The organism is Streptomyces decoyicus (assembly GCF_019880305.1).
Taxonomy (GTDB): Bacteria; Actinomycetota; Actinomycetes; order Streptomycetales; family Streptomycetaceae; genus Streptomyces; species Streptomyces decoyicus.
In genome coordinates this window covers 2,263,991-2,290,282 of sequence record NZ_CP082301.1, presented here as the reverse complement: position 1 = coordinate 2,290,282, position 26,292 = coordinate 2,263,991, and the positions used below count along the sequence as shown (strand labels likewise).

23 protein-coding genes and 1 riboswitch are annotated in these 26,292 nt (G+C 72.4%); of the genes, 11 read left to right on the top strand and 12 right to left on the bottom strand.

Going from position 1 to position 26,292, the window contains the following annotated elements:
* The first annotated feature begins 102 nt into the window (after positions 1-102).
* On the top strand, positions 103-1,452 hold the full coding sequence (locus K7C20_RS10055; RefSeq protein WP_030086566.1) for a class II 3-deoxy-7-phosphoheptulonate synthase: 1,350 nt from the start codon (positions 103-105) through the stop codon (positions 1,450-1,452).
* Positions 1,453-1,624: 172 nt separating this feature from the next.
* The gene (locus K7C20_RS10050) at positions 1,625-1,879 is read left to right on the top strand and encodes a (2Fe-2S)-binding protein (protein ID WP_030992370.1); all 255 of its coding nucleotides are present in this window, start codon (positions 1,625-1,627) and stop codon (positions 1,877-1,879) included.
* A gap of 70 nt (positions 1,880-1,949) precedes the next feature.
* Here K7C20_RS10050 and bfr read toward each other — a convergent pair whose 3' ends face one another.
* The gene (bfr, locus tag K7C20_RS10045; protein WP_030086565.1) at positions 1,950-2,426 is read right to left on the bottom strand and encodes a bacterioferritin; all 477 of its coding nucleotides are present in this window, start codon (positions 2,424-2,426) and stop codon (positions 1,950-1,952) included.
* A gap of 148 nt (positions 2,427-2,574) precedes the next feature.
* On the opposite strand from bfr, the gene K7C20_RS10040 reads away from it, so the two are divergent.
* The gene (locus K7C20_RS10040; RefSeq protein ID WP_030086563.1) at positions 2,575-3,207 is read left to right on the top strand and encodes a sulfite oxidase-like oxidoreductase; all 633 of its coding nucleotides are present in this window, start codon (positions 2,575-2,577) and stop codon (positions 3,205-3,207) included.
* A gap of 19 nt (positions 3,208-3,226) precedes the next feature.
* On the opposite strand, the gene K7C20_RS10035 is transcribed toward K7C20_RS10040, so the two are convergent.
* From K7C20_RS10035 to thiO, 5 genes are all read right to left on the bottom strand, one after another.
* Complete coding sequence (locus K7C20_RS10035) at positions 3,227-4,120, bottom strand: deoxyribonuclease IV (protein WP_048830064.1); 894 nt, start codon at positions 4,118-4,120, stop codon at positions 3,227-3,229.
* 62 nt (positions 4,121-4,182) lie between these two features.
* Entirely contained in the window at positions 4,183-6,123 is a 1,941-nt protein-coding gene (gene pknB / locus K7C20_RS10030; protein WP_030086559.1) for a Stk1 family PASTA domain-containing Ser/Thr kinase, read from the bottom strand.
* Positions 6,124-6,233: 110 nt separating this feature from the next.
* Positions 6,234-6,974 carry a thiazole synthase gene (locus tag K7C20_RS10025; protein WP_048830063.1) on the bottom strand — a complete coding sequence of 247 codons (741 nt, stop codon included), beginning with the start codon at positions 6,972-6,974 and terminating at the stop codon, positions 6,234-6,236.
* A 123-nt stretch (positions 6,975-7,097) separates the two neighbouring features.
* Positions 7,098-7,325 carry a sulfur carrier protein ThiS gene (gene thiS / locus K7C20_RS10020; protein WP_030086555.1) on the bottom strand — a complete coding sequence of 76 codons (228 nt, stop codon included), beginning with the start codon at positions 7,323-7,325 and terminating at the stop codon, positions 7,098-7,100.
* A complete protein-coding gene (gene thiO, locus K7C20_RS10015; protein WP_209444015.1) occupies positions 7,322-8,545 on the bottom strand; it encodes a glycine oxidase ThiO in 1,224 nt (407 codons plus the stop codon). Before thiO ends, thiS begins: the two co-directional genes overlap by 4 nt.
* Positions 8,543-8,655: riboswitch (TPP riboswitch) on the bottom strand. (Overlaps the previous gene by 3 nt.)
* A gap of 153 nt (positions 8,656-8,808) precedes the next feature.
* Between thiO and K7C20_RS10010 the strand changes: the two genes are divergently transcribed.
* From K7C20_RS10010 to K7C20_RS38975, 5 genes are all read left to right on the top strand, one after another.
* Positions 8,809-10,050 (top strand): NAD(P)/FAD-dependent oxidoreductase, encoded by a 1,242-nt coding sequence (locus K7C20_RS10010; protein ID WP_030086549.1) that lies wholly within the window; start codon positions 8,809-8,811, stop codon positions 10,048-10,050.
* Between the two features lie 142 nt (positions 10,051-10,192).
* Positions 10,193-10,558, top strand: coding sequence for an Rv2175c family DNA-binding protein (locus K7C20_RS10005; RefSeq protein WP_030086548.1), 366 nt, complete (start codon positions 10,193-10,195; stop codon positions 10,556-10,558).
* Positions 10,559-10,677: 119 nt separating this feature from the next.
* On the top strand, positions 10,678-11,370 hold the full coding sequence (thiE, locus tag K7C20_RS10000; RefSeq protein ID WP_048830060.1) for a thiamine phosphate synthase: 693 nt from the start codon (positions 10,678-10,680) through the stop codon (positions 11,368-11,370).
* Positions 11,371-11,517: 147 nt separating this feature from the next.
* Positions 11,518-12,435 (top strand): methylenetetrahydrofolate reductase [NAD(P)H], encoded by a 918-nt coding sequence (gene metF, locus K7C20_RS09995; protein WP_048830059.1) that lies wholly within the window; start codon positions 11,518-11,520, stop codon positions 12,433-12,435.
* A gap of 36 nt (positions 12,436-12,471) precedes the next feature.
* Entirely contained in the window at positions 12,472-13,737 is a 1,266-nt protein-coding gene (locus K7C20_RS38975; protein WP_053210154.1) for a hypothetical protein, read from the top strand.
* A 117-nt stretch (positions 13,738-13,854) separates the two neighbouring features.
* On the opposite strand, the gene K7C20_RS09985 is transcribed toward K7C20_RS38975, so the two are convergent.
* The 5 genes from K7C20_RS09985 to K7C20_RS09965 form a co-directional block, all read right to left on the bottom strand.
* Positions 13,855-15,366: a phytoene desaturase family protein gene (locus K7C20_RS09985; protein ID WP_053210153.1), complete on the bottom strand. Its 1,512-nt coding sequence runs from the start codon at positions 15,364-15,366 to the stop codon at positions 13,855-13,857.
* Positions 15,367-15,458: 92 nt separating this feature from the next.
* Positions 15,459-16,079 (bottom strand): DUF4126 domain-containing protein, encoded by a 621-nt coding sequence (locus tag K7C20_RS09980; RefSeq protein WP_053210152.1) that lies wholly within the window; start codon positions 16,077-16,079, stop codon positions 15,459-15,461.
* 378 nt (positions 16,080-16,457) lie between these two features.
* Entirely contained in the window at positions 16,458-17,072 is a 615-nt protein-coding gene (locus K7C20_RS09975; RefSeq protein ID WP_030086537.1) for a TetR/AcrR family transcriptional regulator, read from the bottom strand.
* 137 nt (positions 17,073-17,209) lie between these two features.
* A complete protein-coding gene (locus K7C20_RS09970) occupies positions 17,210-19,417 on the bottom strand; it encodes a YhgE/Pip domain-containing protein (RefSeq protein WP_030086535.1) in 2,208 nt (735 codons plus the stop codon).
* Complete coding sequence (locus K7C20_RS09965) at positions 19,389-20,399, bottom strand: ATP-binding cassette domain-containing protein (protein ID WP_030086532.1); 1,011 nt, start codon at positions 20,397-20,399, stop codon at positions 19,389-19,391. The genes K7C20_RS09970 and K7C20_RS09965 overlap by 29 nt, the downstream gene beginning before the upstream one ends.
* 228 nt (positions 20,400-20,627) lie before the next feature.
* Here K7C20_RS09965 and K7C20_RS09960 point away from each other — a divergent pair, with 228 nt between their 5' ends.
* The 3 genes from K7C20_RS09960 (at position 20,628) to K7C20_RS09950 (ending at position 23,317) form a co-directional block, all read left to right on the top strand.
* Positions 20,628-21,113 carry an SAV_6107 family HEPN domain-containing protein gene (locus K7C20_RS09960; protein ID WP_030086530.1) on the top strand — a complete coding sequence of 162 codons (486 nt, stop codon included), beginning with the start codon at positions 20,628-20,630 and terminating at the stop codon, positions 21,111-21,113.
* A 775-nt stretch (positions 21,114-21,888) separates the two neighbouring features.
* Entirely contained in the window at positions 21,889-22,644 is a 756-nt protein-coding gene (locus K7C20_RS09955; protein WP_030988558.1) for a methyltransferase, read from the top strand.
* 259 nt (positions 22,645-22,903) lie between these two features.
* Positions 22,904-23,317, top strand: a complete 414-nt coding sequence (locus tag K7C20_RS09950; RefSeq protein WP_030085829.1) for a DUF3040 domain-containing protein — start codon at positions 22,904-22,906, stop codon at positions 23,315-23,317.
* A 428-nt stretch (positions 23,318-23,745) separates the two neighbouring features.
* Here the strand turns inward: K7C20_RS09950 and K7C20_RS09945 are convergent, their stop codons facing one another.
* Complete coding sequence (locus K7C20_RS09945) at positions 23,746-26,187, bottom strand: transglutaminase family protein (protein ID WP_030085835.1); 2,442 nt, start codon at positions 26,185-26,187, stop codon at positions 23,746-23,748.
* Positions 26,188-26,292 lie beyond the last annotated feature (105 nt).

Below are 26,292 nucleotides of genomic sequence, written 5' to 3'. Positions count from 1 at the left end.
CGTGCACATGGGGGGCACCCTACCGGACCGTCCGAGTGCAGTGCGTCTCAAAGTCCGGATGCCCGGACGGACAGCCTCGGCGGACCCCGTAATGTGGGGCTTGTGACCGTGAACGCTGAAACCCACGCCGGTGGCCACACCTGGCGAGACCTGCCCGCGGCGCAGCAGCCTGACTGGCCGGACCAAGAGGCTCTGCGCGATGTGATCGCGGAGCTCGAGTCCTATCCGCCGCTCGTCTTCGCGGGCGAGTGCGACCAGCTGCGCGAGCGCCTGGGAGCAGTCGCCCGTGGTGAGGCGTTCCTGCTGCAGGGCGGCGACTGCGCGGAGGCCTTCGACGCCGTATCCGCCGAGCACATCCGCAACAAGCTCAAGACGCTCCTCCAGATGGGTGCCGTCCTGACCTACGCCGGGTCCGTTCCGGTGGTCAAGGTCGGCCGGATCGCCGGCCAGTACAGCAAGCCGCGCTCCAAGCCCACCGAGACCCGCGACGGGGTGACGCTGCCGACCTACCGCGGCGACTCCGTCAACGGCTTCGAGTTCACCGAGGCGGCCCGCATCCCGGACCCCGAGCGGCTCAAGCGGATGTACCACGCCTCCGCGGCGACCCTGAACCTCGTGCGCGCCTTCACCACCGGCGGCTACGCCGACCTGCGGCAGGTGCACGCCTGGAACCAGGACTTCGTGAAGTCCTCGCCCTCCGGACAGCGCTACGAGGCGCTGGCCCGCGAGATCGACCGCGCGATGAACTTCATGAATGCCTGCGGGGTGGACCCGGAGGAGTTCCGCACCGTCGAGTTCTACGCCTCCCACGAGGCGCTGGTCCTCGACTACGAGTCCTCGCTGACCCGGGTCGACTCGCGCACCGGCAACCTCTACGACGTCTCCGGCCACATGGTCTGGATCGGCGAGCGCACCCGTCAGCTGGACGGCGCGCACATCGAGTTCGCCTCGCGCATCCGCAACCCCATCGGCGTCAAGCTCGGCCCGACGACCACGCCCGAGGACGCCCTGACGCTCATCGAGCGGCTCGACCCGGAGCGTGAGCCGGGCCGGCTGACCTTCATCACCCGCATGGGAGCGGACAAGGTCCGCGACAAGCTCCCCGAGCTGGTCGAGAAGGTCACCGCCTCCGGCGCGCAGGTCGCCTGGATCTGCGACCCGATGCACGGCAACACCTTCGAGGCGGCCTCCGGTCACAAGACCCGGCGCTTCGACGATGTGCTGGACGAGGTCAAGGGCTTCTTCGAGGTCCACAAGAGCCTCGGTACGCACCCGGGCGGTATCCACGTCGAGCTGACCGGTGACGATGTCACCGAGTGCGTGGGCGGCGGCGACGAGATCTTCGTCGACGACCTCCACCAGCGCTACGAGACCGCCTGCGACCCGCGGCTCAACCGCAGCCAGTCGCTGGACCTGGCCTTCCTGGTGGCGGAGATGTACCGCGATCAGTGAGTCGGTCGGCCGCTGACCTGCACTGACGGGCCGGGGCAAGACAAGAGTGGGGCGCGGATCCTGTGATCCGCGCCCCACTGCGTTGTGCAGCCCCTGCCGGGCCAGGTAAGGTAAGGGTTACCTCACTCAAGATCAGCCGGATCTGAGGTGGCCGCCACGGAGGTGAAACCGCGTGTACGTCTGCTCCTGCTTCGGGATCACCGAGCAGCAGGTCCGTGACCACGCGGATACCGGTGCCTGCACCCCCCGCCAGATCGCCTCGGCCTGCAAGGCCGGTACCGACTGCGGCGGCTGTGTGCGCCGCATCCAGGCGCTGCTCGGCCGGAGCGCGTGCCCCCGCCGGGAGCTCATCGACGGTGGCGCGCCCGAGCCGCTGGGCGTGGAGGCGGACGCAGTGGAGCCCGCGGCGCTTTCGGAGGCCGCGTAGCCCTCAGGGGCGACGGGGGTCTCCCGCTGCCGGTCAGGGCATGGCGGAGGCTGGACATCCGACCGCTCGCTCAGCTCGGCTGCTCGATGACCTGGGCGATGTAGAGCGCCTCGCCGAGCTTCTCCACCAGCTCCAGCTGGGTGTCGAGATAGTCGATGTGCTCTTCCTCGTCCGCGAGAATGTCCTCGAAGATATTCGCCGAGGTGATGTCACCCTTGGTGCGCATGACCTCGATACCGCGCTTGAGCCGGTCGATTGCCTCGACCTCGACCTGCCGGTCGGCCTGGAACATCTCCGTGACGGTCTGGCCGATCCGCACATGGAACAGCCGCTGGTAATTCGGCAGACCTTCAAGGAAGAGAATCCGGTCGGTCAGGATCTCCGCGTGCTTCATCTCGTCGAAGGACTCTGAGCGGGTGTACTTCGCGAGCTTCGTCCAGCCGAAGTTCTCCTGCATCTTGGCGTGCAGGAAGTACTGGTTGATCGCGGTGAGCTCGGCGGTCAGCTGCTCATTGAGGAATTCGATGACCTCGGGGTCGCCCTGCATGGCTGCGGGCTCCTTCCACGCGAGAAACTGGGCAGGTGCCGCGCATCCTCGCACCGCTGTGACCAGGGCGTCCAGTAAGTGCACGCTTAGTGCGAGTTGCCCGAATCCCTCCCTCCCTGGTCATCGGCACCCCTCCCGGTCTGACAACATGGAGGGCATGGGTCAGCCGGAAAGCCGCGAAGAGGAGCCTCCTCAGCTGCCTCCGGGCCAGCGGCTACAGCGGGGCTGGCCGGTGACGCATTACGGGCCGGTGCCGAAGTTCCGCGCCGAACGCTGGGAGTTCCGGGCTTTTGGTGCCACCGCCGACGGCGCCAAGCACTGCTGGTCGCACGAGGAATTCACGGCGCTGCCGTACACCACGGTCGTCGCCGATATGCACTGCGTGACGAAATTCAGCATGCTGGGAGCCGAATGGGGCGGGGTGAGTACCCGGACGATCCTGGAACTGGCGCCGCCGGCACCCGATGTCACCCATGTCATGGTGTGGGCCGAGTACGGCTTCAGTTCGAATGTGCGAATCGAGGATTTCGCCGCGGAGAAGTGCCTCTTCGCCACCCATCGCTCGGGTGAGCTGCTCACCGCGGAGCATGGATTCCCGGTGCGCCTGATCGTTCCGCATCTGTATGCCTGGAAGGGCCCCAAATGGGTCCGCGGCATCGAATACATGCGGGCCGACCGCCGCGGCTTCTGGGAGGAGCGCGGCTACCACAACCTCGGCGACCCGTGGCGCGAGCAGCGCTACTCGTACCAGGAAGAGCCCGGGGACGGCCCCGAGCTCTGATCCCGTATGCTCCCGGGGCTCAGTGCGCGCGCAGCTCCTTGAGCCGGACCACGTCCGCCGCATGCCCTTCCTTGCCGCCCGGGGTCTCGACGACCAGCGGCACTCCGGCCGTCGCCGGATGACGGAACAGCTCGCCGAAGGGCTCCGCACCGATGTGACCCGCACCGATGTTCTCGTGCCTGTCCTTGTGGGCGCCGGCCACGTCCTTGGAGTCATTGGCGTGGATCAGCTTCAGCCGGCCCTCGCCGGCGACCTCCACCAGCTCGTCCAGCAGCGCCTTCGTCCCGCCCGGCGCCGCCATGTCGTGCCCGGCCGCGAACGCATGACAGGTGTCGAGGCAGATCCCCAGCTTGGGGTGCCGGTCCAGTGCGTCGAAGTACGGACCGAGATCCTCGGCCAGCGCACACAGTGACGCCCCCTGCCCGGCCGTCGGCTCCAGCAGAAGCCAGGGGTCGTCCGGGTGCGTCAGCTCGTCGAGCAAGGGCCGCATCCGCTCCCTGACCTGCGCCATGGCCGTGGCACGCGGCCGCCCGCCGGTCGCCGAGCCGGTGTGGACGACCACCCCGAGCGCGCCGATCTCCCGGCCGCGGCGCAGCGAATGGCGCAGCGAGTCCACGGATCGGTCGACGGTCGCCTCGGTGTGCGAGCCGAAGTTGATCAGATAGGGCGCATGGACATACGCCGGGATCCCGTGCTGGGCACAGGCGGCCCGGAACGCCTCGTCCTGTGCGGGGTTGCCGGGCAGCGTGGCCCAGCCGCGCGGATTGGCCACGAAGACCTGAACGACCTCGTCGCCCATCTCGTGGGCGTAGGGAATGCCGACCTTCGCCAGGCCGCCGGCCACCGGCACATGGCCGCCGACCGGGTTACGTGCACGGGCGCGCTGCTCGGCGCCCTCGGGGGAGGTACTCACCCCCCAGGGTGCCAGGTGCCCCACGCCCGCCGGACGGCAGCCGGGGGCACCGCCGGCGGGCCCTACAGGGCGCCCTTGAGCTTGATGGTGATCGTGCCGCCCTTGGGCGCCTTCTTGCCGGGGTCGACGGACTGGGATTCGACGGTGTCCTGCGGGAACAGGAACGGCTTGTCCACCTCGACCTGGAAGCCCAGGTCCGTCAGCTGCTTCTTGGCGTCATCGACGTTCTTGCCGGTGACATCCGGGACGGGGATCATCTCCGGGCCCTTGGAGAGCGTGAGGGTGACCGTCTCGCCCTTGCCGAGCTTGCCGCCCTCATCCGGGTTCTGCCGGGCGACGGTGCCCTTGTCCTGGGTGGAGAAGACCGGCTGGTCGGCGAAGCGCACCTGGAAACCGGCCGCGCGCAGCGTGGACACCGCGTCGGTGCGGTCGCTGCCGAGCACTCCGGGCACATCGATCGAGGTGCCGCGGCTGATGGTCAGCCCCACCGCCGTATCGGGCCGCCGCTTGGTGCCGGCGGGCGGGTCCGTACGGATCACCGAGCCCTTGGCGACCTCGTCGTTGAAAGCGCGGGTCACGGTGCCCGGGACCAGCCCGCGGTCGCGCAGCTTGCGCTTGGCGTCCGCGACCGGGGTGCCGGACAGATCCGGGATGGTGACGATCTCCGGGCCGCGGGAGATGGTGAGGGTGACGGTGCCCGTGCCACGGATCTGCTTGCCGTTCGCGGGATCCGTCTTCATGACATGGCCGCGCTCGACGTTCGAGCTGAAGCCGCGCACCACCTTCACCCCCAGACCGTCGTCCCGCAGGGTCTTCGCGGCCTTGGCCTGTGTCATGTCCAGCACCGCGGGGACGGTGGTGAACTGGCCGAAGTTGATGTACCAGACGCCCGCACCCGCCCCGAGGACCAGCAGGACGGCCGCGATGAGGGTGGCGAGCCGCCGCCTCTGGAGCAGTCCGCCACGGGGCGCGGCGGCGGGCTCCGGCCGCAGCCGTGTGGTCTGCTCGTCCGACGGCACCTCCAGCCGGCTGGTGCGGTTCAGCTCCGCTTCGCCGGTGCGGGGTATCACGTCCGTACGCTCCGAGCCGTCGCCCGCCCCGGCGCCGCCCGCGGGCAGTTCCTTGGCCTCCGGCGGCACGATGTCCAGCTGTGCGTCGGTCAGCTGCGCCCGGGCCTCCTGCGCCCGGGACAGCAGCGCCACCGCGTCCTCCGGACGCTGCTGCGGATCGCGTGCGCAGGCCAGCGCGATCAGCTCGTCCAGCTGCGGCGCGAGACCGGGCACCAGCCCCGACGGCGGCAGCACGTCCTCGTGCAGATGCTGGTAGAGGATCTGCGCCACGGTGCCGCCGGTGTGCGGTTTGCCGCCGGTCAGCATCTCGTAGAGCACCACACCGCAGGCGTAGACATCGACCCGGGCGTCCGCGGTGCCGTGCTCCAGCTGCTCGGGGGCGAGGTAGGAGACCGTGCCCAGGACGGAGCCCGTCGAGGCGGTGGTGTTGGTGTCCACCGCGCGCACCAGCCCGAAGTCGGCGACCTTGACCCGGCCGTCGTCCCCGATCAGGACGTTCTCCGGCTTCATGTCGCGGTGCACCAGGCCCGCGCGGTGCGCGGCCCCCAGAGCGGCCAGGATCGGCTCCAGGATGTCCAGCGCGGCCCGGGGCTGGAGGGCGCCCCGCTCGCGCAGCACATCGCGCAGCGTGCAGCCGGCGACGTACTCCATCGCCAGATAGACGTACGTACCGTCGGTGCCCTGGTCGAAGACGCCCACCACATTCGGATGCGACAGCCGCGCGACCGACTTCGCCTCACGGATGAAGCGGTCGACGAACGCCCCGTCCGTGGCGAGGCCCGGGTGCATCACCTTCAGCGCGAGCACGCGGTCGAGCCGGGTGTCCATGGCCTGGTAGACCGTGGCCATACCGCCTGCGGCGATGCGCGCCTGGACGCGGTAGCGGCCGTCGAGCAGCTGGCCCACGAGCGGGTCCTGAAGGGTCGTATCCACGGCAGACGAGTCTACGGGGCGCTGCGCCGTGGCTTGCCCGCCCGCCGCAGGCGCAACGGCGACAAACCACCACGGCGGGAAAGCCAAAAACGTGGGAAGGCTCTCAGATCTCAGAACGCGGGGCGTTCCGGATCCAGTTCGGCCACGCCCTCGGTGGGGGAGGACGCAAGCGCGAAGTGGCGGCGCGGGATACGGCCCGCGCGGTGTGCCAGGCGGCCTGCCGTGACCGCGTGCCGCATGGCCTCGGCCATCAGCTCCGGTTCCTGTGCACGGGTGACCGCGGACGCCAGCATCACCGCCGCGCAGCCCAGTTCCATGGCCAGCGAGACGTCCGAGGCGGTGCCTGCGCCCGCGTCGAGGATGACCGGGACTCCGGCCCGCTCGGTGATCAGCTGGAAGTTGTGCGGGTTGCGGATGCCCAGCCCGGAGCCGATCGGGGAGCCCAGCGGCATGATCGCGGCGCAGCCCACGTCCTCCAGCTTGCGGGCCAGCACCGGGTCGTCGTTCGTATAGGGCAGCACGGTGAAACCGTCGTCCACCAGGGTCTCGGCGGCATCGAGCAGCTCGATCGGGTCGGGCAGCAGGGTGCGCTCGTCGGCGACGACCTCGAGCTTGACCCAGTCCGTGCCGAGCGCTTCCCGGGCGAGCCGGGCGGTGAGCACCGCCTCGCCCGCGGTGAAGCAGCCCGCGGTGTTCGGCAGCACCTTGATCTTGTGCCGTTCCAGTACGGACAGCACTGAGCCCTGCACGGTCGGATCCAGCCGCCGCATGGCGACCGTGGTCAGCTCCGTACCGGAGGCGAGCAGCGCCCGCTCCAGGACGTCGAGGCTGGGCGCGCCACCGGTCCCCATGATCAGACGGGACGCGAAGGTGGTGCCGGCGAGGGTGAGGGTGTCGGAGCCCGCGGCGAAGGCGTGGTCGGATGCGGCGGGGGTCGTCCCCCGGAGGGTTGCGGTGTCGGCCATGTCTGCGGGTCAGCCTCCCTGGACCGCGGTGAGCACCTCGACGCGGTCGCCGTCGCCGAGCGGGGTGGTGGGCCACTGGGTGCGCGGCACCACGATTTCGTTGACCGCCGCGGCCACCCCGGCGGGCGCCTTGGACAGGGTCGCGACGAGCCGGTCGAGGGTGAGCCCGCCGGGGACCTCGCGGGCCTCGCCGTTGACGGACACCGAGACGGTAGGGGTAGGGGTGGCGGCGTTCATACGGCCTGCTCCTCTGGGGCACGGGTGCGCTCGGGCCCCGGGACGGTGGGGGTGAAGCGGGCGGGGGAGAAGGGGCGGGCCTCTTCGGGGAGGAGGCCGGTGGCCAGCACCTCGGCCATCGCGTCACCGGTGACCGGCGTCAGCAGCACGCCGTTGCGGAAGTGGCCGGTGGCCAGATGGAAGCCGGGCAGCGCGGTCGGCCCGAGCATGGGGGCGTTGTCGGGGGAGCCGGGGCGCAGCCCGGCGCAGGTCTCGACGAGCGGCAGCTCGGTGATGCCCGGGACCAGCTCGTGCGCGTCCCGCAGCAGCTCGTAGACCCCGCCCGCGGTCACGGTGGTGTCCCAGCCCAGCTCCTCGCTGGTGGCGCCGACGACCAGTTCGCCGTTCTCCCGCGGGACCAGGTAGAGGGGGCCGCCGCGTACGACGGCCCGTACGGTGCGCGAGAGGAAGGCCGGGCTGCCCGCGGGCATGTCCGGCATCCGGAGCCGCAGCACCTGGCCCTTGACCGGCCGTACCTTCGGCAGCACCTCGTCGGGCACGCCGGCGAGCCGGCCGCTGTGGCTGCCCGCGGCCAGGACGACCTGACCGGCCGGGACCCGTGTGCCGTCGGCGAGTTCGGCGCCGGAGGCGCGGCCGCCGTCGACCGTCAGCCGCACGGCCGCGCTCCGGTGGAAGACCACCCCCGAGCGCTCACAGGCGGCCAGCAGGGCGCTCGCCAGCCGGCGCGGATCGACCTGGTGGTCGCCGTCCACCCGCAGGCCGCCGCGCACCCCGGGGGCCAGCATCGGCTCCAGGCGGCGGCACTCACGACCCGTGAGCCACTGTGATTCCAGTCCGGAGCGGATCTGGAGGGTGAGCAGTTCGCGCAGGTGGGCGCGGTCGTCGGCGTCCAGCGCGACGGCCAGCGTGCCGCAGCGCCGGTAGCCGATCCGCTGCCCGGCGGCCTCCTCCAGCTCCTCGGTGAACCCGGGGTAGCGCCGCGCGGAGGCGAGGTTGAGGCCCAGCAGGGTCTGCTCGCCGTAGTGGAGCTCGGTGACCGCGGCCAGCATCCCGGCCGCGACCCGCGCCGCACCGCCTCCGGGCGCGGGGTCGGCCACCGCGGCACTCAGCCCGCGGACGGCCGCCCGCCAGGCGGTGACCAGGCCGATGATGCCGCCGCCGATGACGAGCACATCAGGGCTTTGCGGGGTGGGATCCGCTCGTGTGGCAGATACCTGCATGGGTGTCCAGCCCCTCCCTTCGCCGGCATGACCCGGATCAGGTTCGTACGGTCGGAGGCCGGCCAGCCTCCCTCTCAGCCCGGTGCGTCCGGGCTCCCGCGAGTGCGTGTATCGCTCACCCTAATACGGTGCCGCGACGCGCCGTAAGGCAGCGCCCGGCCGCCGGTGGGCGGCGCCCCGGGCCGAGCCGACCGTGACGCTGTGTCAGAGATCTCGTTGCGCGCTGCTGCGAGCGGCGTCACACACCGTCCTAGAGTGATCGGGTGAGCGAGCAGAGCAAGTCCTCCCAGGCCCCTGACCGCACGCCGCACGTGGTGATCGCCGGCGCGGGAATCGCGGGTGTGCAGACCGCGGTCGCCCTGCGCGAACAGGGCTGGCGCGGCGCGATCACGCTCCTCGGCGACGAGCCCCACCAGCCCTACGACCGTCCGCCGCTGTCCAAGGCGGTGCTGCTGGGCAAGGCCGAGGGCTCCACCTTCGACATCGACTTCGCCGGGCTCGGCATCGAACTCCACCTCAGCCGCCCGGTCACCGCCCTGGTGCCGGACGCCCACGTGATCGAGACGGCCGACGGCCCGGTCCCCTACGACTACGCGGTCATCGCGACCGGCGCCGACCCGATCGTGCTGCCCGGCAGCGAGGGCCTGCCCGGTATCCATCTGCTGCGCACCCTGGACGACGCCGAGCGACTGCGGCCGGTGCTCGCCGCCCAGCACGAGATCGTGGTGGTCGGCGCCGGCTGGATCGGTGCCGAGTTCGCGACCGCGGCGCGCGAGGCGGGCTGCGCGGTCACCGTCGTCGAGGCCGCCGACCGCCCGCTGGCCGGTGCGCTGCCCGCCGAGGTCGCCGCCCACATGACCGGCTGGTACGCGGACGCCGGAGCCGAGCTGCGCACCAACGCGCGGGTCGCGTCCGTCACGGCGGGCGTGGTCACCCTCGCGGACGGCACGACGCTGCCCGCCGACGCGGTGGTCATCGGGATCGGGGCCCGGCCCGCGACCGGCTGGCTGGCCGGCTCGGGCATCGAGGTCTCGCCGCAGGACGGCTCCGTACTGGCCGACGAGCAGCTGCGCACCTCCGTGGCCGATGTCTACGCGGTCGGCGACTGCGCCTCCTTCCCGTCGGCCCGCTACGACACCCGTCTGCTGATCCACCACTGGGACAACGCCCTCCAGGGCCCCCGTACGGTCGCCGAGAACATCGCCCGCGGCGAGGCGGAAGGGGTGGCCTACGACCCCGTGCCGTACTTCTGGTCGGAGCAGTTCGGGCGGTTCGTGCAGTACGCGGGCCATCACGGGGACGCCGACGAGCTGGTCTGGCGCGGCGATCCGACCGGGGCCGCCTGGTCGGTGATCTGGCTGCGGGACGGGCGGCTCGTCGCGCTGCTGGCCGTGGGGCGGCCGCGGGATCTGGCCCAGGGACGCAAGCTGATCGAGCGGGGTGTGGCGCTGGACCGGGCGCGGGCCGCGAACGCGTCGCTGCCGCTGAAGGCCGCTGCGCTGTAGCCGGGGGCGGGTCCGCGCCGGTAACCGGGGCGGTCCGTGCCCGTCGGTCGCCCGGGGGCCTGCCGTCACCCTCCGGTGTGCAGGAAGCCCCTGATGGCGATCCCGGCTACCGGCTGTCAGTGCGAGGTGGCAGGCTTGTCCTGTGACCGAGATTGACGCAAACATCGATGGACTCGTCCCCGCCTGGCTCACCCTCCCCGACATCGCCGAACAGCTCGGTGTCGAGGTGACGCGTGTGCGGCAGCTGGTCAAGGAGGGCCAGCTGATCGCGGTGCGCCGCGGCGAGAACAGGGCGCTGCATGTGCCCGCCGATTTCATCCAGGACGACAAGGTGGTCAAGGGCCTCGTCGGTACCCTCACCCTCCTCAAGGACGACGGCTTCACCGACGAGGAAATGCTGGAGTGGCTGTTCACCCCGGATGAGAGCCTGCCCGGCACGCCCGCCCAGGCGCTGCGCGAGAATCGCGGCACGGAGGTGAAGCGCCGGGCCCAGGCGCTCGCCGTCTGAGACCTCCGGCGCGGCCCGCTCCCAGCAGGCGGCCGCACCAGCATCCGTAACCGCATCCGCGGGGCGTACGGACCGGAAGGCCCGGCCCGTACGCCCCCGACCTGGGGGGAAGCCGCCCGATGACCACCGCACGCCCGGCCCTGTCCGACGCCCGGCTCTACCTCTGCACGGACGCCCGTCGGCGGCAGGGCGACCTCCCGCAGTTCCTGGACGCGGTGCTCGCCTCGGGTGTGGACATCGTCCAGCTGCGGGACAAGGGAATGGAGGCCGGCGAGGAGCTCCGGCATCTGGAGGTCTTCGCGGACGCCTGCCGGCGGCACGGCAAGCTGCTCGCGGTCAACGACCGGGCGGATGTCGCCCATGCGGCGGGCAGCGACGTGCTGCATCTCGGGCAGGGCGATCTGCCGGTCCCGGCCGCCCGCGCCCTCCTGGGCCCGGACGTCCTCATAGGCCGCTCCACCCATGCCGAGGCCGAGGTGGACGCCGCGCTCACCGAGCCCGGCGTGGACTACTTCTGCACGGGCCCGTGCTGGCCGACACCCACCAAGCCGGGCCGCCACGCCCCCGGCCTCGACCTGGTCCGCTACACCGCGGCCCGCGCCCCCGAGCGCCCCTGGTTCGCGATCGGCGGGATCGACGCCGGGAATCTGGACGAGGTGCTGGAGGCGGGCGCCCGTCGGGTCGTCGTGGTCCGCGCGATCACGGAAGCGGACGACCCGGGAGCGGCGGCCGCCGCCCTGGCGAAGCGCATCCGGACCTGGGACGCCTCGGACGTGTCCGCGCCGTCCCGTCCGGCCCGCGGGGACGGGTGACGAGGATCACTTCGCGCGGTTTCGGGCGGGCGGTCTCCTGACGTCCGGGCGACCGGAAAATGTCCACCCAGTGGACATCAACCCGACCAACCAGGCATTACGCCGGACCCGGTTGGTGTGTGCCCGGCCGGTGGTTAACCTGCCGGTATGGCCCTAGGTACAGCTTCCACCAGGACTGATCGCGCCCGTACGGTGCGCGACCTGCTTGCTTCCGGTAAGCAGTCGTATTCGTTCGAGTTCGCCGCCCCCAAGACGGAGAAGGGCGAGCGGACCCTGTGGAACGCCATTCGCCGCATCGAGGCCGTCTCGCCGACGTTCGTCTCCGTGACGTACGGCGCCGGCGGCACCTCCCGTGACGGCACGGTGCGCGCCACCGAGCGCATCGCCACCGACACCACCCTGACCCCGGTGGCGCACCTGACCGCGGTCAATCACTCCACGGCTGACCTGCGCAACATCATCGGCCAGTACGCCGACGCCGGGATCCGCAACATGCTCGCGCTGCGCGGCGATCCGCCCGGCGACCCGATGGGCGAGTGGGTCAAGCACCCCGACGGCGTCGGCTACGCGGCCGACCTGGTCCGGCTGATCAAGGAGTCCGGCGACTTCTGCGTCGGCGTCGCGGCCTTCCCCGAGATGCATCCGCGCTCGAGGGACTGGGACACGGACGTGGCGCACTTCGTCGACAAGTGCCGAGCCGGCGCGGACTTCGCCATCACCCAGATGTTCTTCTACCCCGAGGACTACTTCCGGCTGCGGGACCGCGTTTCGTCGGCGGGTTGCTCGACGCCGATCATTCCGGAGATCATGCCGGTCACGAACGTGCGCCAGATCGAGCGGTTCGCTCAGCTCAGCAACGCGGCCTTCCCGCCCGAGCTGGCCGAGCGCATCCTCGCCGTCAAGGACGACCCGGCGGCGGTACGCTCCATTGGTATCGAGTACGCAACGGAACTGTGCGCACGCTTGATGGCCGAGGATGTTCCCGGGTTGCACTTCATTACCCTGAACCACTCCACGGCGACCCTGGAAATCTACGAGAATCTGGGGCTGCACCAGCAGTCCTGATCACGGTTGCCGGCGAGCGGCGGAAGAGGGGCGTATATGGGCTGGACGGTCCTCTACATCGCGTTCGGCCTGGTCGCTCTGTGGCTGTTGGGTGAGGTCCTGCTCCAGAACAAGGCGCGGCTGCGCTGGCGGCTGCTGGCCTTCACCGGTTTCCTCGGCGTGGTCATCGGCGTCATCATCCCGTCAATAGTCGTGATCGGGCTGGGACTTGTCGCCTTCGCCATCGGGCAGACGAATGTGACGCTCTCCTTCCGCCGCGGCTTCACCACCGGCTGGGCGCTGGGCGGCAAGCCCGGGGCGTCCGGCGACAGCGGCCGGCGCCGCCGGGCCCGCCAGGCCGGTCCGGCCCCCGCCGAACCGACGCTGGAGGTCTCCGGTCTGGAGGCGGTGGCGCCCGCCGCCCGCCCCGGCCGGTTCGACGACGGGGGCCCGGACACCTTCGAGAGCACCGGCGGCTTCCGCAGCGTGGACACCTCTGCGGGACAGGGCTCCTACGGCGGTCCCGGCTCCGCTGCGGGGCAGGACGCCTTCGCCGCCCAGGACACCTTTGTGGCGGGGCGGGACGCTTTTGCCGCGCAGGACACCTTTGTCGCGGGGCAGGAAGCCTTTGCCGCGCAGGAGACCGTCGTCGGGCAGGGCTTCTACGACTACAACGGCGGCGACGGCTACCGCGCCCAGGATCCGTACCAGGACCAGCAGCAGGACCAAAGTGCCTACGCCACACAGGCGTTCGCCGTCCCGGACGAATTCGGGCGCCCCGACAACGCCGCCGTCTACGCTCCGCAGCCGATGCCGGAGGAGACCGGCCAGTACGGCGTCTACAGCCCCGACGCCCGCGCCCAGCAGCCCGGCTACGGCGGCTACGACGCCTACAACGGCGCGGTCGGCAACGGCAACGGTGACGGCAACGGCTATGCGTACGGCGGCGGTTACGACCAGACCGGAGCCGTCCAGGACGCCTACGCCGACCCCTACGCGGACCCCTATGCCGACCCCTATGCCGACCCCTACGCGGCGTACGGCGACGGCCAGGGCCAGCAGGCGCCCTACGCCGATCCGTACGTCGGCGGCCAGCAGTACTCCGCGTCCTACGACCCCTACCAGCAGGCCGACCCCTACGCCCAGCAGCCCTACGCCGCGCAGCAGTACGACGCCCAGGGACAGCCGCTCGGCCAGGGCTACGGCGAGACACCGCCCGGCGGCGTCTGGGTCCCCCAGCAGCGCGACGGCGAACTGCCGCCCGAGCAGCCCTACCCGCCCTACCAGCAGCCCGGGTACGACGGGCAGCAGTACCGCTACTGAGCCGGCGGCCGGGGAAGGGGCCGGGGCCACGGCCGCGCATCCCGCGTCGGCCCTCTCCCGCCGCTGTGCCTCCCGCAGCGCCCCTCACGCCCTCGCCCGGCGGCGCCCGCTACGCGCTCATGTGGAGCCGTGCCAGTCGTCGCCGTTCACGATCAGGCCGGCGACGATCGCGCCGGACATCCCGGCGTGCGCCGGCCCGCCGCCCGGGTGCGACCAGCCACCGACCGCGTAGAGCCCCGGTATCCGGGTGCGGTTGCCGGGTCGCAGAAAGCGGCCTTCCCGGCCCGCCAGCGCCGGTCCCGGCACCCCTGCGTCATCGGCGGGCGGCAGCACCTCCCGCCACAGCACCCGCTCCCGCAGCCCGGGAACCGCGGCCTCGGCGATCTCGGTCATCCGCTCCGCACCGGCCGCCACGGCCTCGCCGTCGTGCCAGTCGACCGGGCCGTGCGGCGCCACCGTCGCCGTCAGGGTCACGGCCTCATGGGCGTCGTCCGGCCGGGAAGCAGGGTCGTCCGGGCGCAGCACCGTCACCGTGGGCCGGTCACAGGGGGTCCGCAGCCCGGGGCCGTCCCCGAACACGCCCGCCAGCTCCGCCGTGCGGTCCGCGGCATGGACGACCGTCCGGTGCACGGCGTCCTCGGGGCGCGCACCGCGCAGCGCGAGGCAGACCGTGAGCCGCGCGGTGGCGCGGTCATCCGGTCCCGGGCGGACATCGTCCGCACCCCACGGCTCCCGTCCCCGGCAGAGCTCCACAAGCTGCACCGGATCGACGCCCGCCACCACGAACTCCGCCTCGGACACCCGGCCGTCGGCCAGCTCGACGCCCGACGCCCGGCCGTCCTTCTCCACGATCCCGGTCACCGCCGCACCGAAGCTGAACTCCACCTTGCGCGCCAGACAGCGTTCGTACAGCGCATCGGCCAGCGCCCGCATACCGCCGCGCGGATACCAACTCCCGAAGGTCTGCTCCATGTACGGCAGCACGACGGCGCTCGCCGGGGCGCTGCGCGGGTCGAAGCCGTACGCCAGCGCATGGCTCTCCAGCAGCGCGATCAGCCGGGGGTCCGTCAGCTCACGGCGGGCCACCTCGGCGAGGGTGGCGGTCGTGGGGCCCTTGCCCCGGCCGAACAGCCCGCGCCTGCGCACCGCCGGATACGGATCGCGCCCCAGCACCCGCCAGTCCTGCCACAGCGGCTCCTCCAGGAGCGGCCGGCGGGTGGCGTCCCAGGCCTCGCGGGCGCGGCCCACCAGCGCGCTCCAGCGCTCCCCGGAACCCGCGCCCAGCGCCTCGTCCAGGGCCGTCAGCACCCCGGCCCGCGAGGCGTTCGGCAGCGATACGGCCGTGCCGTCGGGGAAGACATGCCGGCTCGCGGGGTCGACCTGGGACAGCTCGATGCAGCTCTCCAGCGGCTCCCGGCCGGTCTTGAGGAACAGATCGCGGTAGACGGCCGGCAGATGCAGCAGGCCGGGGCCCGTATCGAAGGCGAAGCCGCCCCGCTCCCACCGCCGCACCGCGCCGCCATGCGTCGCGCCGCGCTCGAACACCGCCACCCGGTGGCCCGCGACGGCCAGCCGGGCAGCGGCCGCCATCGCGCCCATCCCGGCGCCGATCACCGCAATCCGTGCCATGCCTGCGACTTTATCCGGCCCCACCGACAACGCCCGCACGGCCGGGTTCCCGGCCCGGCAGCACCGGCGCCGCCACCCCCAGAAGCACCCCGTCAGGCCACCGGTGGCAGCACATCCCCTGCCGTGGCCGTCCGCTTCTCCGCGCGCCGCTGCCGACGGCGCCGGAGGTACCGGCGGATCCGCGACCACAGGAAGACCACCACCGCGATCCCCGCGGCCAGCAGTGCCGCCGCGATGACCGCAGCCGCCACCGGGTGGAACACGGCGAAGGCGATGAGCGCGGCGACGCCCAGATCCTCGGCGAGGCTCAGCACGATGTTGCTGGCCGGCTCCGGGGAGGTGTTGACCGCGATCCGCGTACCGGCCTTGACCAGGTGGCTCAGCAGCGCCGTGGAGCCGCCGACCGCGCCCGCCGCCAACTCGGGCAGCGAACCGTTGTGGCCGGCCAGCAGCGCCGCCACGACGGCGCCGGCGACCGGCCGGATCACCGTGTGCACGGTGTCCCAGACCGAGTCCACGTACGGGACCTTGTCGGCGACGGCCTCGCACAGGAAGAGCACCCCGGCCACGATCAGCACATCGGGGCGCTGCAACGCCGCGGGCACCTCATCCGTGACACCGGTCGCGCCGAGCAGGCCGAAGAGCAGGACGACGGCGTAGGCGTTGATCCCGCTCGCCCAGCCACTGGTGAACACCAAGGGAAGTACGGACACGGCGGAAAGCGTAGGCCCTGGCTGGGGGCCGGTGCTCAGGTTTGAGTATCCGTACTCAGTCACCGAGATGAGTAGGTACGCGGATGGGCCGACGCCCGCCCGGAAGGAAGAGTAGGGGCCACGGAAGGGAAGCGGCGCCGCACCGCCGACACGGGGCGGCGGAGCGGCGCGGCTCCCGGACGTGACGGGGGAACACGGGGGACGCACGGGGGATACGGGGGAGTACGGGGGAAGCGCTGTCCTGGTCGGATCGATGGGGGAACGATCCGTGCCAGGGCAGCGCACCCTTTTGTGCGTGCCCGCGGGGGAAAACGGTGCGCGTCGCACCTGACCAATACGGCGCGCACCGGCCTCCCTCCGGGGAGCGTCCTCCCGGAGCTACGACGGCCGGCCGCTGACCCGCCCCTGGAGCAGCCGCGACAGCGCCGCGTGGACATCGTCGATCGACCGGTCCGGCTGGTAGGACTGCCAGTCCAGGGCGGCCACCAGGACCATTCCGAACAGCGCCGAGGCGGTCAGCGGGATGTCGATCTCCTCGCTCAGCTCGCCCTCCGCCACCGCCTCGCGCAGCACGTCCTCCACCACCGTGATGGCCCGCTCGCGCACCACCATCAGCGTCGACTGCCAGGCACGGTTGGTGCGCCACAGCTCGGCGACGTAGAGCTGGGTGAGCGCCGGGTAACGGGAGATGAAGTCCAGCCCGGCCCGGATCATCGCGTCCAGCGCGTCGATCCTGCGGCCGCCCCGTCCGATGACCTCCTCGGCGGCCGCCTGCAAGGAGGTCGCCAGCATCTCGATGCCGTGCCGCAGCAGCTCTTCGAAGAGAACGTTCTTGCTCGCGAAGTTGTAGTAGACGGTGCCCTTCGCGACGCCTGCCCGCTCGGCGATCTCGTCCACCGTGGTGGAGGAGAAGCCCTGTTCGGCGATGAGCGTGACCGCGGCCTCGAAGAGCTTGCGCCGGGTGGCGTCGCGGCGTGTGTTGGAGCTGTCCATGGGGGCGATTGTGCCGGTCCCCGGCGATCGATGCGCGGCGCGGTGGGGGTTGCCCCGGACGGAGTCCGGGGGAGTCTCCGGCAGGGCGGTGGTGGGCTGGGGGCACCTCCCAGCGGTAGCTGGGGGAGGGTGCGCGCTCACAGGCTCAGCTCCGGATGAAGGTCCTTCATCCGCACCACCTGGCGGCCGCGCGCCGTCAGGGACGTCAGCGCGAGCGCCACCGCCGTGAACGCCAGCAGCACCACACTGCCCTGCCATACGGGCGCGAGTTCCCCGCCCGTGATGAGCCGGCGCAGCCCCTCCACGATGTAACTCATCGGCAGGTAGGGGTGGATGGCGGCGAAGAACCCCGGGCTGGTCTGCACCGGGTAGGTGCCGCCGGCCGAGGTCAGCTGGAGCATCAGCAGCGCCAGCACCAGGATCCGGCCGGCCGGGCCGAACTGCGCGTTCAGCCATTGCACGATCGCCGAGAAACACGCCGTGACCAGGACGAGGAAGCCGACCGTGCCGGCCGCCCGGACCATCTCCAGGCCGATCGCGAAGTGCAATACGGACATCAGGGCCGCGGTCTGCAGCACCCCCACACCGAACACCGGCAGCCACCCGGAGACCGCCACCCGCCAGGAGGACGCACCCATCGCCAGTGCCCGCCGGTTGAGCGGCTGGATCAGCATGTACGCCACCATCGCGCCGACCCACAGGGACAGCGGGATGAAGTACGGGGCGAAGCCGGTGCCGTAGTTCGGCGCCTTGTGGGCGGCGGACGAGGCCAGCTGCACCGGGTCGGACATGACCTGGGTGCGCGCGTCGCGGGCCTTCTTGCCGTAGTCGGGGATCTGCTTCGCCCCGTCGTGCAGTCCGCCGGCCAGCTTCTGCGAGCCGTCGGAGAGCTTGAACATGCCGCCGTCCAGCGTCTGCGCGCCGTCCTTGAGCCTGCCCACACCGGAGTCGAGGTCGCCCATACCGGCTGCCGCGCGGCCCGTACCGTCGTGCAGCGCATGCGTGCCGTCGTTGAGCTTGTCCGCACCGGCCGCCAGCCGGGCATTGCCCGCGGCCAGCTTGCGCGCCCCCGCGGACACCTTGTGCGCGCCGTCGTTGAGACCGTTGATCTTCTTGACGGCGGCGTCCATGTCGGCGCCCAGGGTCGGCCCGCGCTCGGCCAGCTCGCCCGCCAGCGAGTGCAGCGTGTCCAGGTCCCGTCCCAGTTGGTCGAGGTTCTTCTGGTCGTGGACGTAGCCGCTGACCTCCTCGGCCTTGTCCGCGGCGGTGGCCGCCTGCTCCTTGAGCTGCTTCAGCTCCGCGCAGGAGGCGTCGAGTTCCACCGCGCTCCCACAGCGCAGCCGGTAGTAGGCGGCCAGATGGTCGGACATCCCCCGGGAGAGTTCGGCCCCCGTGGACGCCGCGGCGGGGAGCTTGTCGAGGTGGTCACTGACCGCCTGCGAACCGTCGGCGACGAGCTGTGCCGCCTCGCCGATCTCCTTGCCGTGCGCCCGGATGAAGGGCCCCACCTTGCCGACGACTCCGTTGACCGTGTCCGCCAGCTGCTGGGTTCCCTGCGCCACCTGCCCGGAACCGTCGGCCAGTTGGCGCGAGCCATGTGCCGCCGTACCGGCTCCCCTGGCGAGGTCGGAGCTGCCTTGGGAGAGCCGCCCCGCGCCCGCGTCGAGATCGCCCAGGCCCGTCACCAGCTTGCCGCTGCCGTCCTTGGCGGTGCCCAGACCGTCGGCCAGTTTGCCCGCGCCGTCCTTCGCCTGCCCGATACCGTCGTTGAGCTGGTCGGCGCCGTCCGCGGCCTGCTCGGTCCTGCCGTGCAGCGTCGAGAACGAGACGAAGATCTTGTCCAGGAAGGTCCGCGACGACTTCGTGGAGGCCGCGGAGCGCACCTCGGAGAACACCGTCCGGGAGATCTGCCCGACGATGTAGTTGTTCGCGTCGTTCGTCCGCACCTTGAGGGCGCCGGTCTCCGGGTGGTCCCCGGAGCTGGAGGCGATCCGCCGGCTGAAGTCCTTCGGGATGGACAGCGAGAGGTAGTACGAGCCGTCCTCGACGCCCTTGGCGGCCTTCTCGGCGTCCACGGGCTGCCAGTCGAAGGTGTGGCTGTCGCGCAGCCCGGAGACGATGCTGCCGCCGGCCGCGAGGTGCTTCCCGCCGACGGTCGCGCCGGTGTCCTCGTTGACCAGCGCGACCGGGATCTTGTCCAGCCGCCCGTACGGGTCCCAGAAGGACCACAGGTACAGCGCGCCGTACAGCAGCGGCAGCAGCAGAAGTGCGGCCAGCGCGGCGCGCGGCAGCTTCCCCCGCCCGAACCGCTTCAGCTCAAGAGCGGCCAGCTTCGGCGAGCGCATCGGCCGCCCCCTCCTCGTCGTCGGTCCCGTCCTGCTCGTCGTGCTCGCTGTCCGCGGGGTCTTCGCCGGCCTTGCTGTTTGCGGGGTCGTCGCTGGCGTTGCCGGCCGCGGGGCCCCCGCCGGCCGCGCTGTCCGCGCCGGCCGTGGGACTCTCGCTGTCCCCGTCGTCCCTGCTGTTCCCGCTGTTCCCGTCGGTCGTGCCGGCCGCGGTGTCCGTGGTGCCCGTGGTGGCGGGGGAGTCGCCGGGCGCGCTCTTAGGGGCGTCCGCCTCCCGACGGCCACCGGTACGCACCAGCACCACGCCCTCGCCGTCCTGCGGCGGCTCGCTGCACACCGCGAGCACGGTGGTGCCGGCCGCCGCCAGGGCGCGCAGCATCGCCCAGGCCCCGGCGCGCTCGTCGTCGGACAGCTTCAGATCGGTGTCGTCGACGGCCAGCAGCCGGGGGCCGCCGATCAGCGCGAGCGCCACGGAAAGCCGCAGCGCCTCCAGCCGTTCCAGGTCGCGGACGGACGTGCGGATCCCCTTGGGCAGCGACTCCAGGTCGAGGCCGCCCGCCGTGAGCGCGGCATCCACCAGGGCGCGGGCCTCGGCCCGGCGCTCGCGCCGCGGCCGCAGCAGCGCACGCAGCGAACCGCCGAACCGGCCCTGTAGCAGGGCACGTTCACGCAGATGCTCGCCCACGGTGAGGGCGGGATCGAGCTCGGCGACCCCCGGCACATGGGCGAGCGCGGTGACGGAACGGACCGCGGCCCTCTTCTTCGGCAGTGGCAGTCCGCCGACCTCGGCGGTGCCCGCGGCGGACTTCATCCGGCCGGTGAGCGCGAGCAGCAGACACGTACGGCCCGAGCCCGAAGGGCCCTGTACGGCGATCAGCGAGCCGGGCCCGGCGCTGAGGTCGATGTTCCGGAATGCCCACCCGCGGGGGCCCTTGACCCCGAATCCCGCGGCCGTGACCGCCGCCCCGTGCGGGGTGCTGTCCACGATCCCTCCTTGAACTGACTGGTCAGTGCAAAAAGTATGCGGTATCCCACCCCCCATTCCGCAAGGGGGTGTTGGGAGCCCATCCGGCGAATCCGCCTGAGGGTGCGTCCCCTTTTCGACGAAAGTGCAGGTCAGTGCCGATTGTCAGTGGTGTACGTCACGATGGGGTCATACGGTCCCGAATCGGCATTCGGTCCCGAACCAGCATGCGACGACAGGAGGTTCGTCATGGCAGCTCGTCCCGGTGGGGGCAGCTCCGCTGCGTACGGTCCCCCGAGCGATGTCCACCCCGTCCTGCGACGGGCGGCCGCACCACCCGCCGCCCTCGCCCTGCTCGCCCAGGCCCAGCAGGGCCTCGACGAAGCACAGACCCTGGAAACCCCCAACGAACAGTTCGCCACGGCACATCTGGCCGCGCTGCGCACCGCCGCCGCCGTCCTCGCCGTGCGCGGCCGTCCGGAGGCCACCGTGCGCCGTAGGCAGCGTATCCGCAGCGCCTGGGAGGTCCTCCCCGAGGTCGCGCCCGAACTCGCCGAGTGGAGCGCCCTGTTCGCCGCCGGCGCCGCCCGCCGGGCCAAGGCCGAAGCCGGCATAGCCGGCGCGGCCTGCCGCAGGGACGCCGACGACCTTCTGCGCGACGCCGCCATGTTCCTGCGCCTGGTGGAGCGGATGCTGCTCCTCCAGCCGTCGTTGCCGCCACAGCGGGCGGGATAAGGAGCAGCGGGAGAGCGGGAGAACGAGGCGCCGGGGGGTGGTTCGGGGAACGGGGAGCGGGGGTGGGGGTGGGGCGGGGGGCCCCGGGGGGAGGGGAGGGGGAGGGGAAGAAGAAGCGGCGTCCTATACCTGGCCACCTCGGCCGTCCCCACCTGCCACCCTCACCCGCCCCTGCTCCCTCCGGGACCGGGCCCGGGGCAGCCCAGCGTCCCCGCCCTGCCCCGGGGCCCCGTCCCCGCACGGCGCCCGCCCTCCCCGCCCCTGTCTCGGGCTCCGCCCTGCCCGCGGACTTCCGCCCCGTAGCGCCCCACCCCGCTACCGCACCGCATCCCGTGCCGCCGCCGCGTAGCGCTCCACCCCGCTACCGCACTGGATCCCGTCCCGGCTGCCGCGCCGCCGCCCTGTAGCGCCTCACCCCGCTACCGCACCGCATCCCGTGCCGCCGCCGCGTAGCGCTCCACCCCGCTACCGCACTGGATCCCGTCCCGGCTGCCGCGCCGCCGCCCTGTAGCGCCTCACCCCGCCACCGCACCGCATCCCGTCCCGCCGCCCCGTAGCGCCCCACCCCGCCACCGCTCGGCGTCCCGTCCCGGCTGCCGTCCCGCCGCCCCGTAGCGCCTCGCCCCCCGTCGCCCCCGCCCCCGTCGCCCCCGTCTGCCGCCCGCCTGCCCGCGCCGCCGGCCCCCGGGGCGGCTCCGCAGGCGGCGGACGGCGCGGGACGGAATAGGGTGGTGGACGCCTAGACGTTCATGCCCCCGCCGAGGAGCCACCCGCCGTGTCTGACCCGCTGCGCCCGCGCGCATCCCTTCGTACCGCCGTGGTCTGGGACGTCCTCAAGGACGCCCTGGAGCGCCGGGTCAAGGCCGCCGGCCGCGACACCCTGGACGTCCTCGACACCGGCGGCGGCACCGGCAACTTCGCCGTGCCGGTCGCCCGCCTCGGCCATCGCGTCACGGTCGTCGACCCCAGCCCCAACGCCCTCTTCGCCTTGGAGCGTCGCGCCGCGGAGGCGGGCGTCGCCGACCGGGTACGCGCGGTCCAGGGCGACGCCCACGGCCTGTTCGACGTCGTCGAGCGCGGCGGCTACGACACCGTGCTCTGCCACGGCGTCCTGGAGTACGTCGACGACCCGGCCGAGGGCGTCCGCAACGCCGTCGAGGCGCTGCGCCCGGCCGGCACCCTCAGCCTGCTCGCGGCCGGTCTGGGCGGCGCCGTCCTCGCCCGCGCCCTCGCGGGCCACTTCACCGAGGCCCACCACGCCCTCACGGACCCGGCCGGGCGCTGGGGCGAGGGCGACCCGATGCCGCGCCGGTTCACCGCCGACCAGCTCGCGGAGCTGGTGTCCGCCACCGGACTGCAGGTCGGCGCGGTGCACGGCGTACGGGTCTTCGCCGACCTCGTCCCCGGTGTGCTGGTCGACACCGAGCCGGGCGCCATGGAAGCCCTGCTGAAGCTCGAGGCGGCCGCCGCGGAACAGCCCGCCTTCCACTCCGTGGCCACTCAGCTGCATGTCCTCGCCGAGCGCGACTGACCCACGCGGCACACCCGGCTACCGCGTGCAGTCGGCCACAGACCACCCGATCAGCCCCTTCGCCCCGTATGATCGGGGTACGACGTTCCGGCATGGCGGACAGGCGGGTGGGGAATGCAGGCAACATCACCACCGGTCGCCGTGGCGGCCCGGACAGTGAATTGGCGTCGAGGGGCGGGTTTCACGGGGACGATTCCCTGCCTATCCTGAAAGGGTCGCACCCCGGTCGCCCCCCGCGACCGACGAGTAGGAGGACTCCGTGCCGCTCTCGGAGCACGAGCAGCGCATGCTCGAGCAAATGGAGCGAGCGCTGTACGCCGAAGATCCCAAGTTCGCGACAGCGCTTGAGGGAAGCGGGCTGCGTACGTACACCCGGCGACGGGTCTACCAAGCGGTCGCGGGCTTCCTGGTGGGTATCGCCCTGCTCATGGCCGGCATGGTCGCGCAGCAGATCTGGATCAGCGTGGTGGGTTTTCTCGTCATGCTCGGCTGCGCGGTGCTGGCGGTCACCGGCTGGCGCAAGGCTCCCAAGCCCGGTGAGCAGCAGTCCGGTGCGGGTTCCGGAGGTGGCGTAGGTGCTCCGGCACGCCGCCAGGCAAGGCAGCGCCGCTCGATGATGAACCGCATCGAGGACCGCTGGCAGCGCCGCAGGGACGAGCAGCAGGGGCACTGAGCCGACGCAGCGACGGGGCGCGCGGGACTGCTTCCGGCGGATCCGCCGAGCCCCGGCCCCCGTCGGCCCGGCGCGTCAGTGCAGCAGTTACTCCAGCCGTTTCGGATTCCCAGCCGTTCTCCAGCTGTCTTGGAGCTGCATTTCCGGCACTTCTTCGGGCTGTGCGCTGACCGCTCCACCCCGTACTTCCTCTCGACCCCGTACTTTCCGCTCCGCCCCGTGCTTTCTCTCCACTCCGTACTGTCCTCTCCACTCTGCTGCCAACTCTGCGCGGCTCGCCGACCGGTGGGCCGTCGGTTCTCCGACGGCACGGTGATCCGGCGCTCCGGCGCGCGCCGGCTTTCGCCGTGGGCACCGGAATCTCCGTGCTGTGGCCGCCCGACAGGACCGGGCGGCCACAGCATGCTCTGCTGCCTGATGCCCGGTGGTCAGGCCCGCTGCCGGCCCGGCCGGAGGGCGGCCGCTGCGCGCCGTACGGACGCCACCGGGCGGCTGTTGCGGCACCGGAGCAGCAGGGCCCTCCAGCGGGCGGACCAGGCCCAGAGGAGGCGGGCCGCGGAGCGCGGGGCGAGCCGGGCGCGCAACCGCAGACGACGGGTCGCGCCGGTCTGGAGCCCGGCGTGCACCTGTTGCACATCCCGGGTGAGCCCGGACACCGGCTGGGGTTGCGGTGCGTACAGAACCTGCTCGACCGCCGCCGCAACTCGGTGGGCGGCCGCGGCGGGCTCCGGTTGCAGTTCTCCGATGTCACTGATCCGAGCGGCCGCCTTGCGCGGGGTCAGCGACTCGTCCGGCACGATGCCGAAGTCCCAGGCGGTGTCCAGCAGCTCTCTCCAGGCGGCGAGGACGCCCGCCGCGAAGTCCCCGTCCGGGCCGCCGCCCGCCAGCCGTCTGGAGCGCGTACGCACACGCCACAGCAAGGGGGCCGTGGGCAGCAGCAGGACGAGCAGGGCGGCCAGTGCCAGTCCGGCGATCGCCCAGGGGGACGAGCCGCTCTCCGGCGGGTGGGTGCCGGACTCCGCGGGCAGCGCGACGCATCCCGTGCCGGAGCCCGACCGCTGCTCGTCGGGGCCGCACGAGGGGGCCGTGGAGGGGCCCTCCGAGGGGGCCTCGGACCGGGACGGTGCGGGGTCGGGGCTGCCGGGGTCGGCCGTGCCCGGGGTGTCGGGGTATGCGTAGTCAGGGATACTGCCCCGGCTCGGGGTCGGCTCGAAGCGGGTCCAGCCGATGCCCTGGAAGTACAGCTCGGGCCAGGCGTGCGCGTCCTTGAGACCGACCGAGGTCGTGCCGTCGGGCTGCTTGGTGCCGGGAGTGAAACCGACCGCGACCCGGGCCGGGATGCCCAGCGTCCGGGCCATCGCCGCCATGGAGAAGGAGAAGTGGACGCAGAAGCCCTCCTTCTGCCGCAGGAACCGGGCAATGGCCTCGGAACCGCTGCCCGCCCGGACGTCGGTGTTGTAGGAGAAGCCGCCGTTGACCGCGAACCAGTCCTGGAGTCTGACGGCCTTGGCGTAGGCGGTCGGTGCGCCGCGGGTGACCCGGCGCGCGGTGCTCCGTACGACCGGCGGCAGCGAGCCCGGGACCTTGGTGTACTCGCGGAGCAGGCGGGCGGACGGGGCCGGGGCGGCGGCCAGCTGCTGGGAGGTGGGCCGCACTTGCAGGCTCTCGACCTGGTACTGCAGGCCGTGGGTGTTCTGCCCGCGGTCCCCGACGAGCGTGCGGCCCTGGGGCTCGAAGCGCCAGCGCCCGGAGATGTCCACCTTGGACGCCGGGTAGGGCAGCGGCAGCCAGTTCTGGGCGTACCACTCGGCCGTCGAGATGGAGGTGTTGATCCGGTTGAGGCTGACCGCGGGGCTGAGGCCGGCCGGTCGCGGAAGCTCCTCGGGGACGTCCGTGACCGTACGCTCGGACGGCTTCCAGGTCGTGCCGTCGAACTGGTCGAGGGCGACGATCCGCAGATACAGATCGCGGGTGTCGGAGGCGGTCGTGCGGTAGTTGAGGACTTCCTTGTCCTCGGGCTGGTTGAGGCTGTCCTGCAAGGACACCAGCGGGTTCACCGCGGAGATCGTGCCGCCACCGCCACCGGGGCCCGTGCCGCTGCCGGAGCCCCCCAGCAACCCGGCGTCGAAGGAGGGCAGCACGGCGGGCACCACCACGGCGATCCCGAGCGCCACCGCCCCGATCCTGCGGCCCGCACGGACCGGGGCGGACGCCTGCCCGTCTGCGCCGGAGGCGAACCCCCGCCCGCGGTCCGGCCGGTCCGCTCCGGCACCCGGCCCGCCGAACACCCGGCCCCACTGGGAGAGCCGGTCGCGGCCCTCGGCCAGCAGGAGCAGCAGATAGCCGGCCGCCGCAACCAGGAACAGCAGCCAGCCCGCGCCACCCTTCGACAGTCCCGCGGCCACCGAATAGAGCGCGAGCAGCGGCAGCCCGGCGGGCGCGGCGCTGCGGTACGTGACCGCGAGCGCGTCCACGACCAGGCCGATCAGCAGCACGCCGGCGATCAGCAGCAGCCGGATGCCGGGGGTGACGGGGGCGGGGATGGCGTACCGGCCGACGTCCTGCATGCCGTGGCGCAGCAGCCGGCCGAATTCCGCGAGGGCGTCCGGGCCCGGCAGCAGTCCGAGGATCGCCTCCTGCCGGGCGAACAGCAGGGTCATCAGCAGCACGGCGGACAGGGCCTGTGCGGCGATGGTCAGCGGTCCGGCGAGGGGCACCCGGCGGGCGGCCGCGCCCACGCCGGTCATGAGGCCCAGCAGGATCGCCGCCTCGAACATCCAGCTGATCGGATCCACCAGCGGCAGCAGTGCGCCCGCGGCGCACAGGGTGGCCACCGCCGCGCACAGCGCCAGCCGCGCCCGCCCGCTCATGCTCGTGCCTCGCTTCGCTCGGGACCCGGGCACCGCCCGCACCGTCCGCCGACCCGGCCGCGGGGCCGTGGCGCACCCGCCCGCCCGTCCCTCGCCGGCCGGCCG

Coding starts and splice junctions, on each gene's coding strand:
- K7C20_RS09960 (WP_030086530.1), top strand. CDS start 20,628: ATGGCAGCTCGTCCCGGTGGGGGCAGCTCCGCTGCGTACGGTCCCCCG.
- thiE (WP_048830060.1), top strand. CDS start 10,678: ATGACCACCGCACGCCCGGCCCTGTCCGACGCCCGGCTCTACCTCTGC.
- K7C20_RS38975 (WP_053210154.1), top strand. CDS start 12,472: ATGGGCTGGACGGTCCTCTACATCGCGTTCGGCCTGGTCGCTCTGTGG.
- metF (WP_048830059.1), top strand. CDS start 11,518: ATGGCCCTAGGTACAGCTTCCACCAGGACTGATCGCGCCCGTACGGTG.
- K7C20_RS09945 (WP_030085835.1), bottom strand. CDS start 26,187: ATGAGCGGGCGGGCGCGGCTGGCGCTGTGCGCGGCGGTGGCCACCCTG.
- K7C20_RS10040 (WP_030086563.1), top strand. CDS start 2,575: ATGGAGGGCATGGGTCAGCCGGAAAGCCGCGAAGAGGAGCCTCCTCAG.
- K7C20_RS09975 (WP_030086537.1), bottom strand. CDS start 17,072: ATGGACAGCTCCAACACACGCCGCGACGCCACCCGGCGCAAGCTCTTC.
- bfr (WP_030086565.1), bottom strand. CDS start 2,426: ATGCAGGGCGACCCCGAGGTCATCGAATTCCTCAATGAGCAGCTGACC.
- K7C20_RS09985 (WP_053210153.1), bottom strand. CDS start 15,366: ATGGCACGGATTGCGGTGATCGGCGCCGGGATGGGCGCGATGGCGGCC.
- thiS (WP_030086555.1), bottom strand. CDS start 7,325: ATGAACGCCGCCACCCCTACCCCTACCGTCTCGGTGTCCGTCAACGGC.
- K7C20_RS10025 (WP_048830063.1), bottom strand. CDS start 6,974: ATGGGGACCGGTGGCGCGCCCAGCCTCGACGTCCTGGAGCGGGCGCTG.
- K7C20_RS09970 (WP_030086535.1), bottom strand. CDS start 19,417: ATGCGCTCGCCGAAGCTGGCCGCTCTTGAGCTGAAGCGGTTCGGGCGG.
- thiO (WP_209444015.1), bottom strand. CDS start 8,545: ATGCAGGTATCTGCCACACGAGCGGATCCCACCCCGCAAAGCCCTGAT.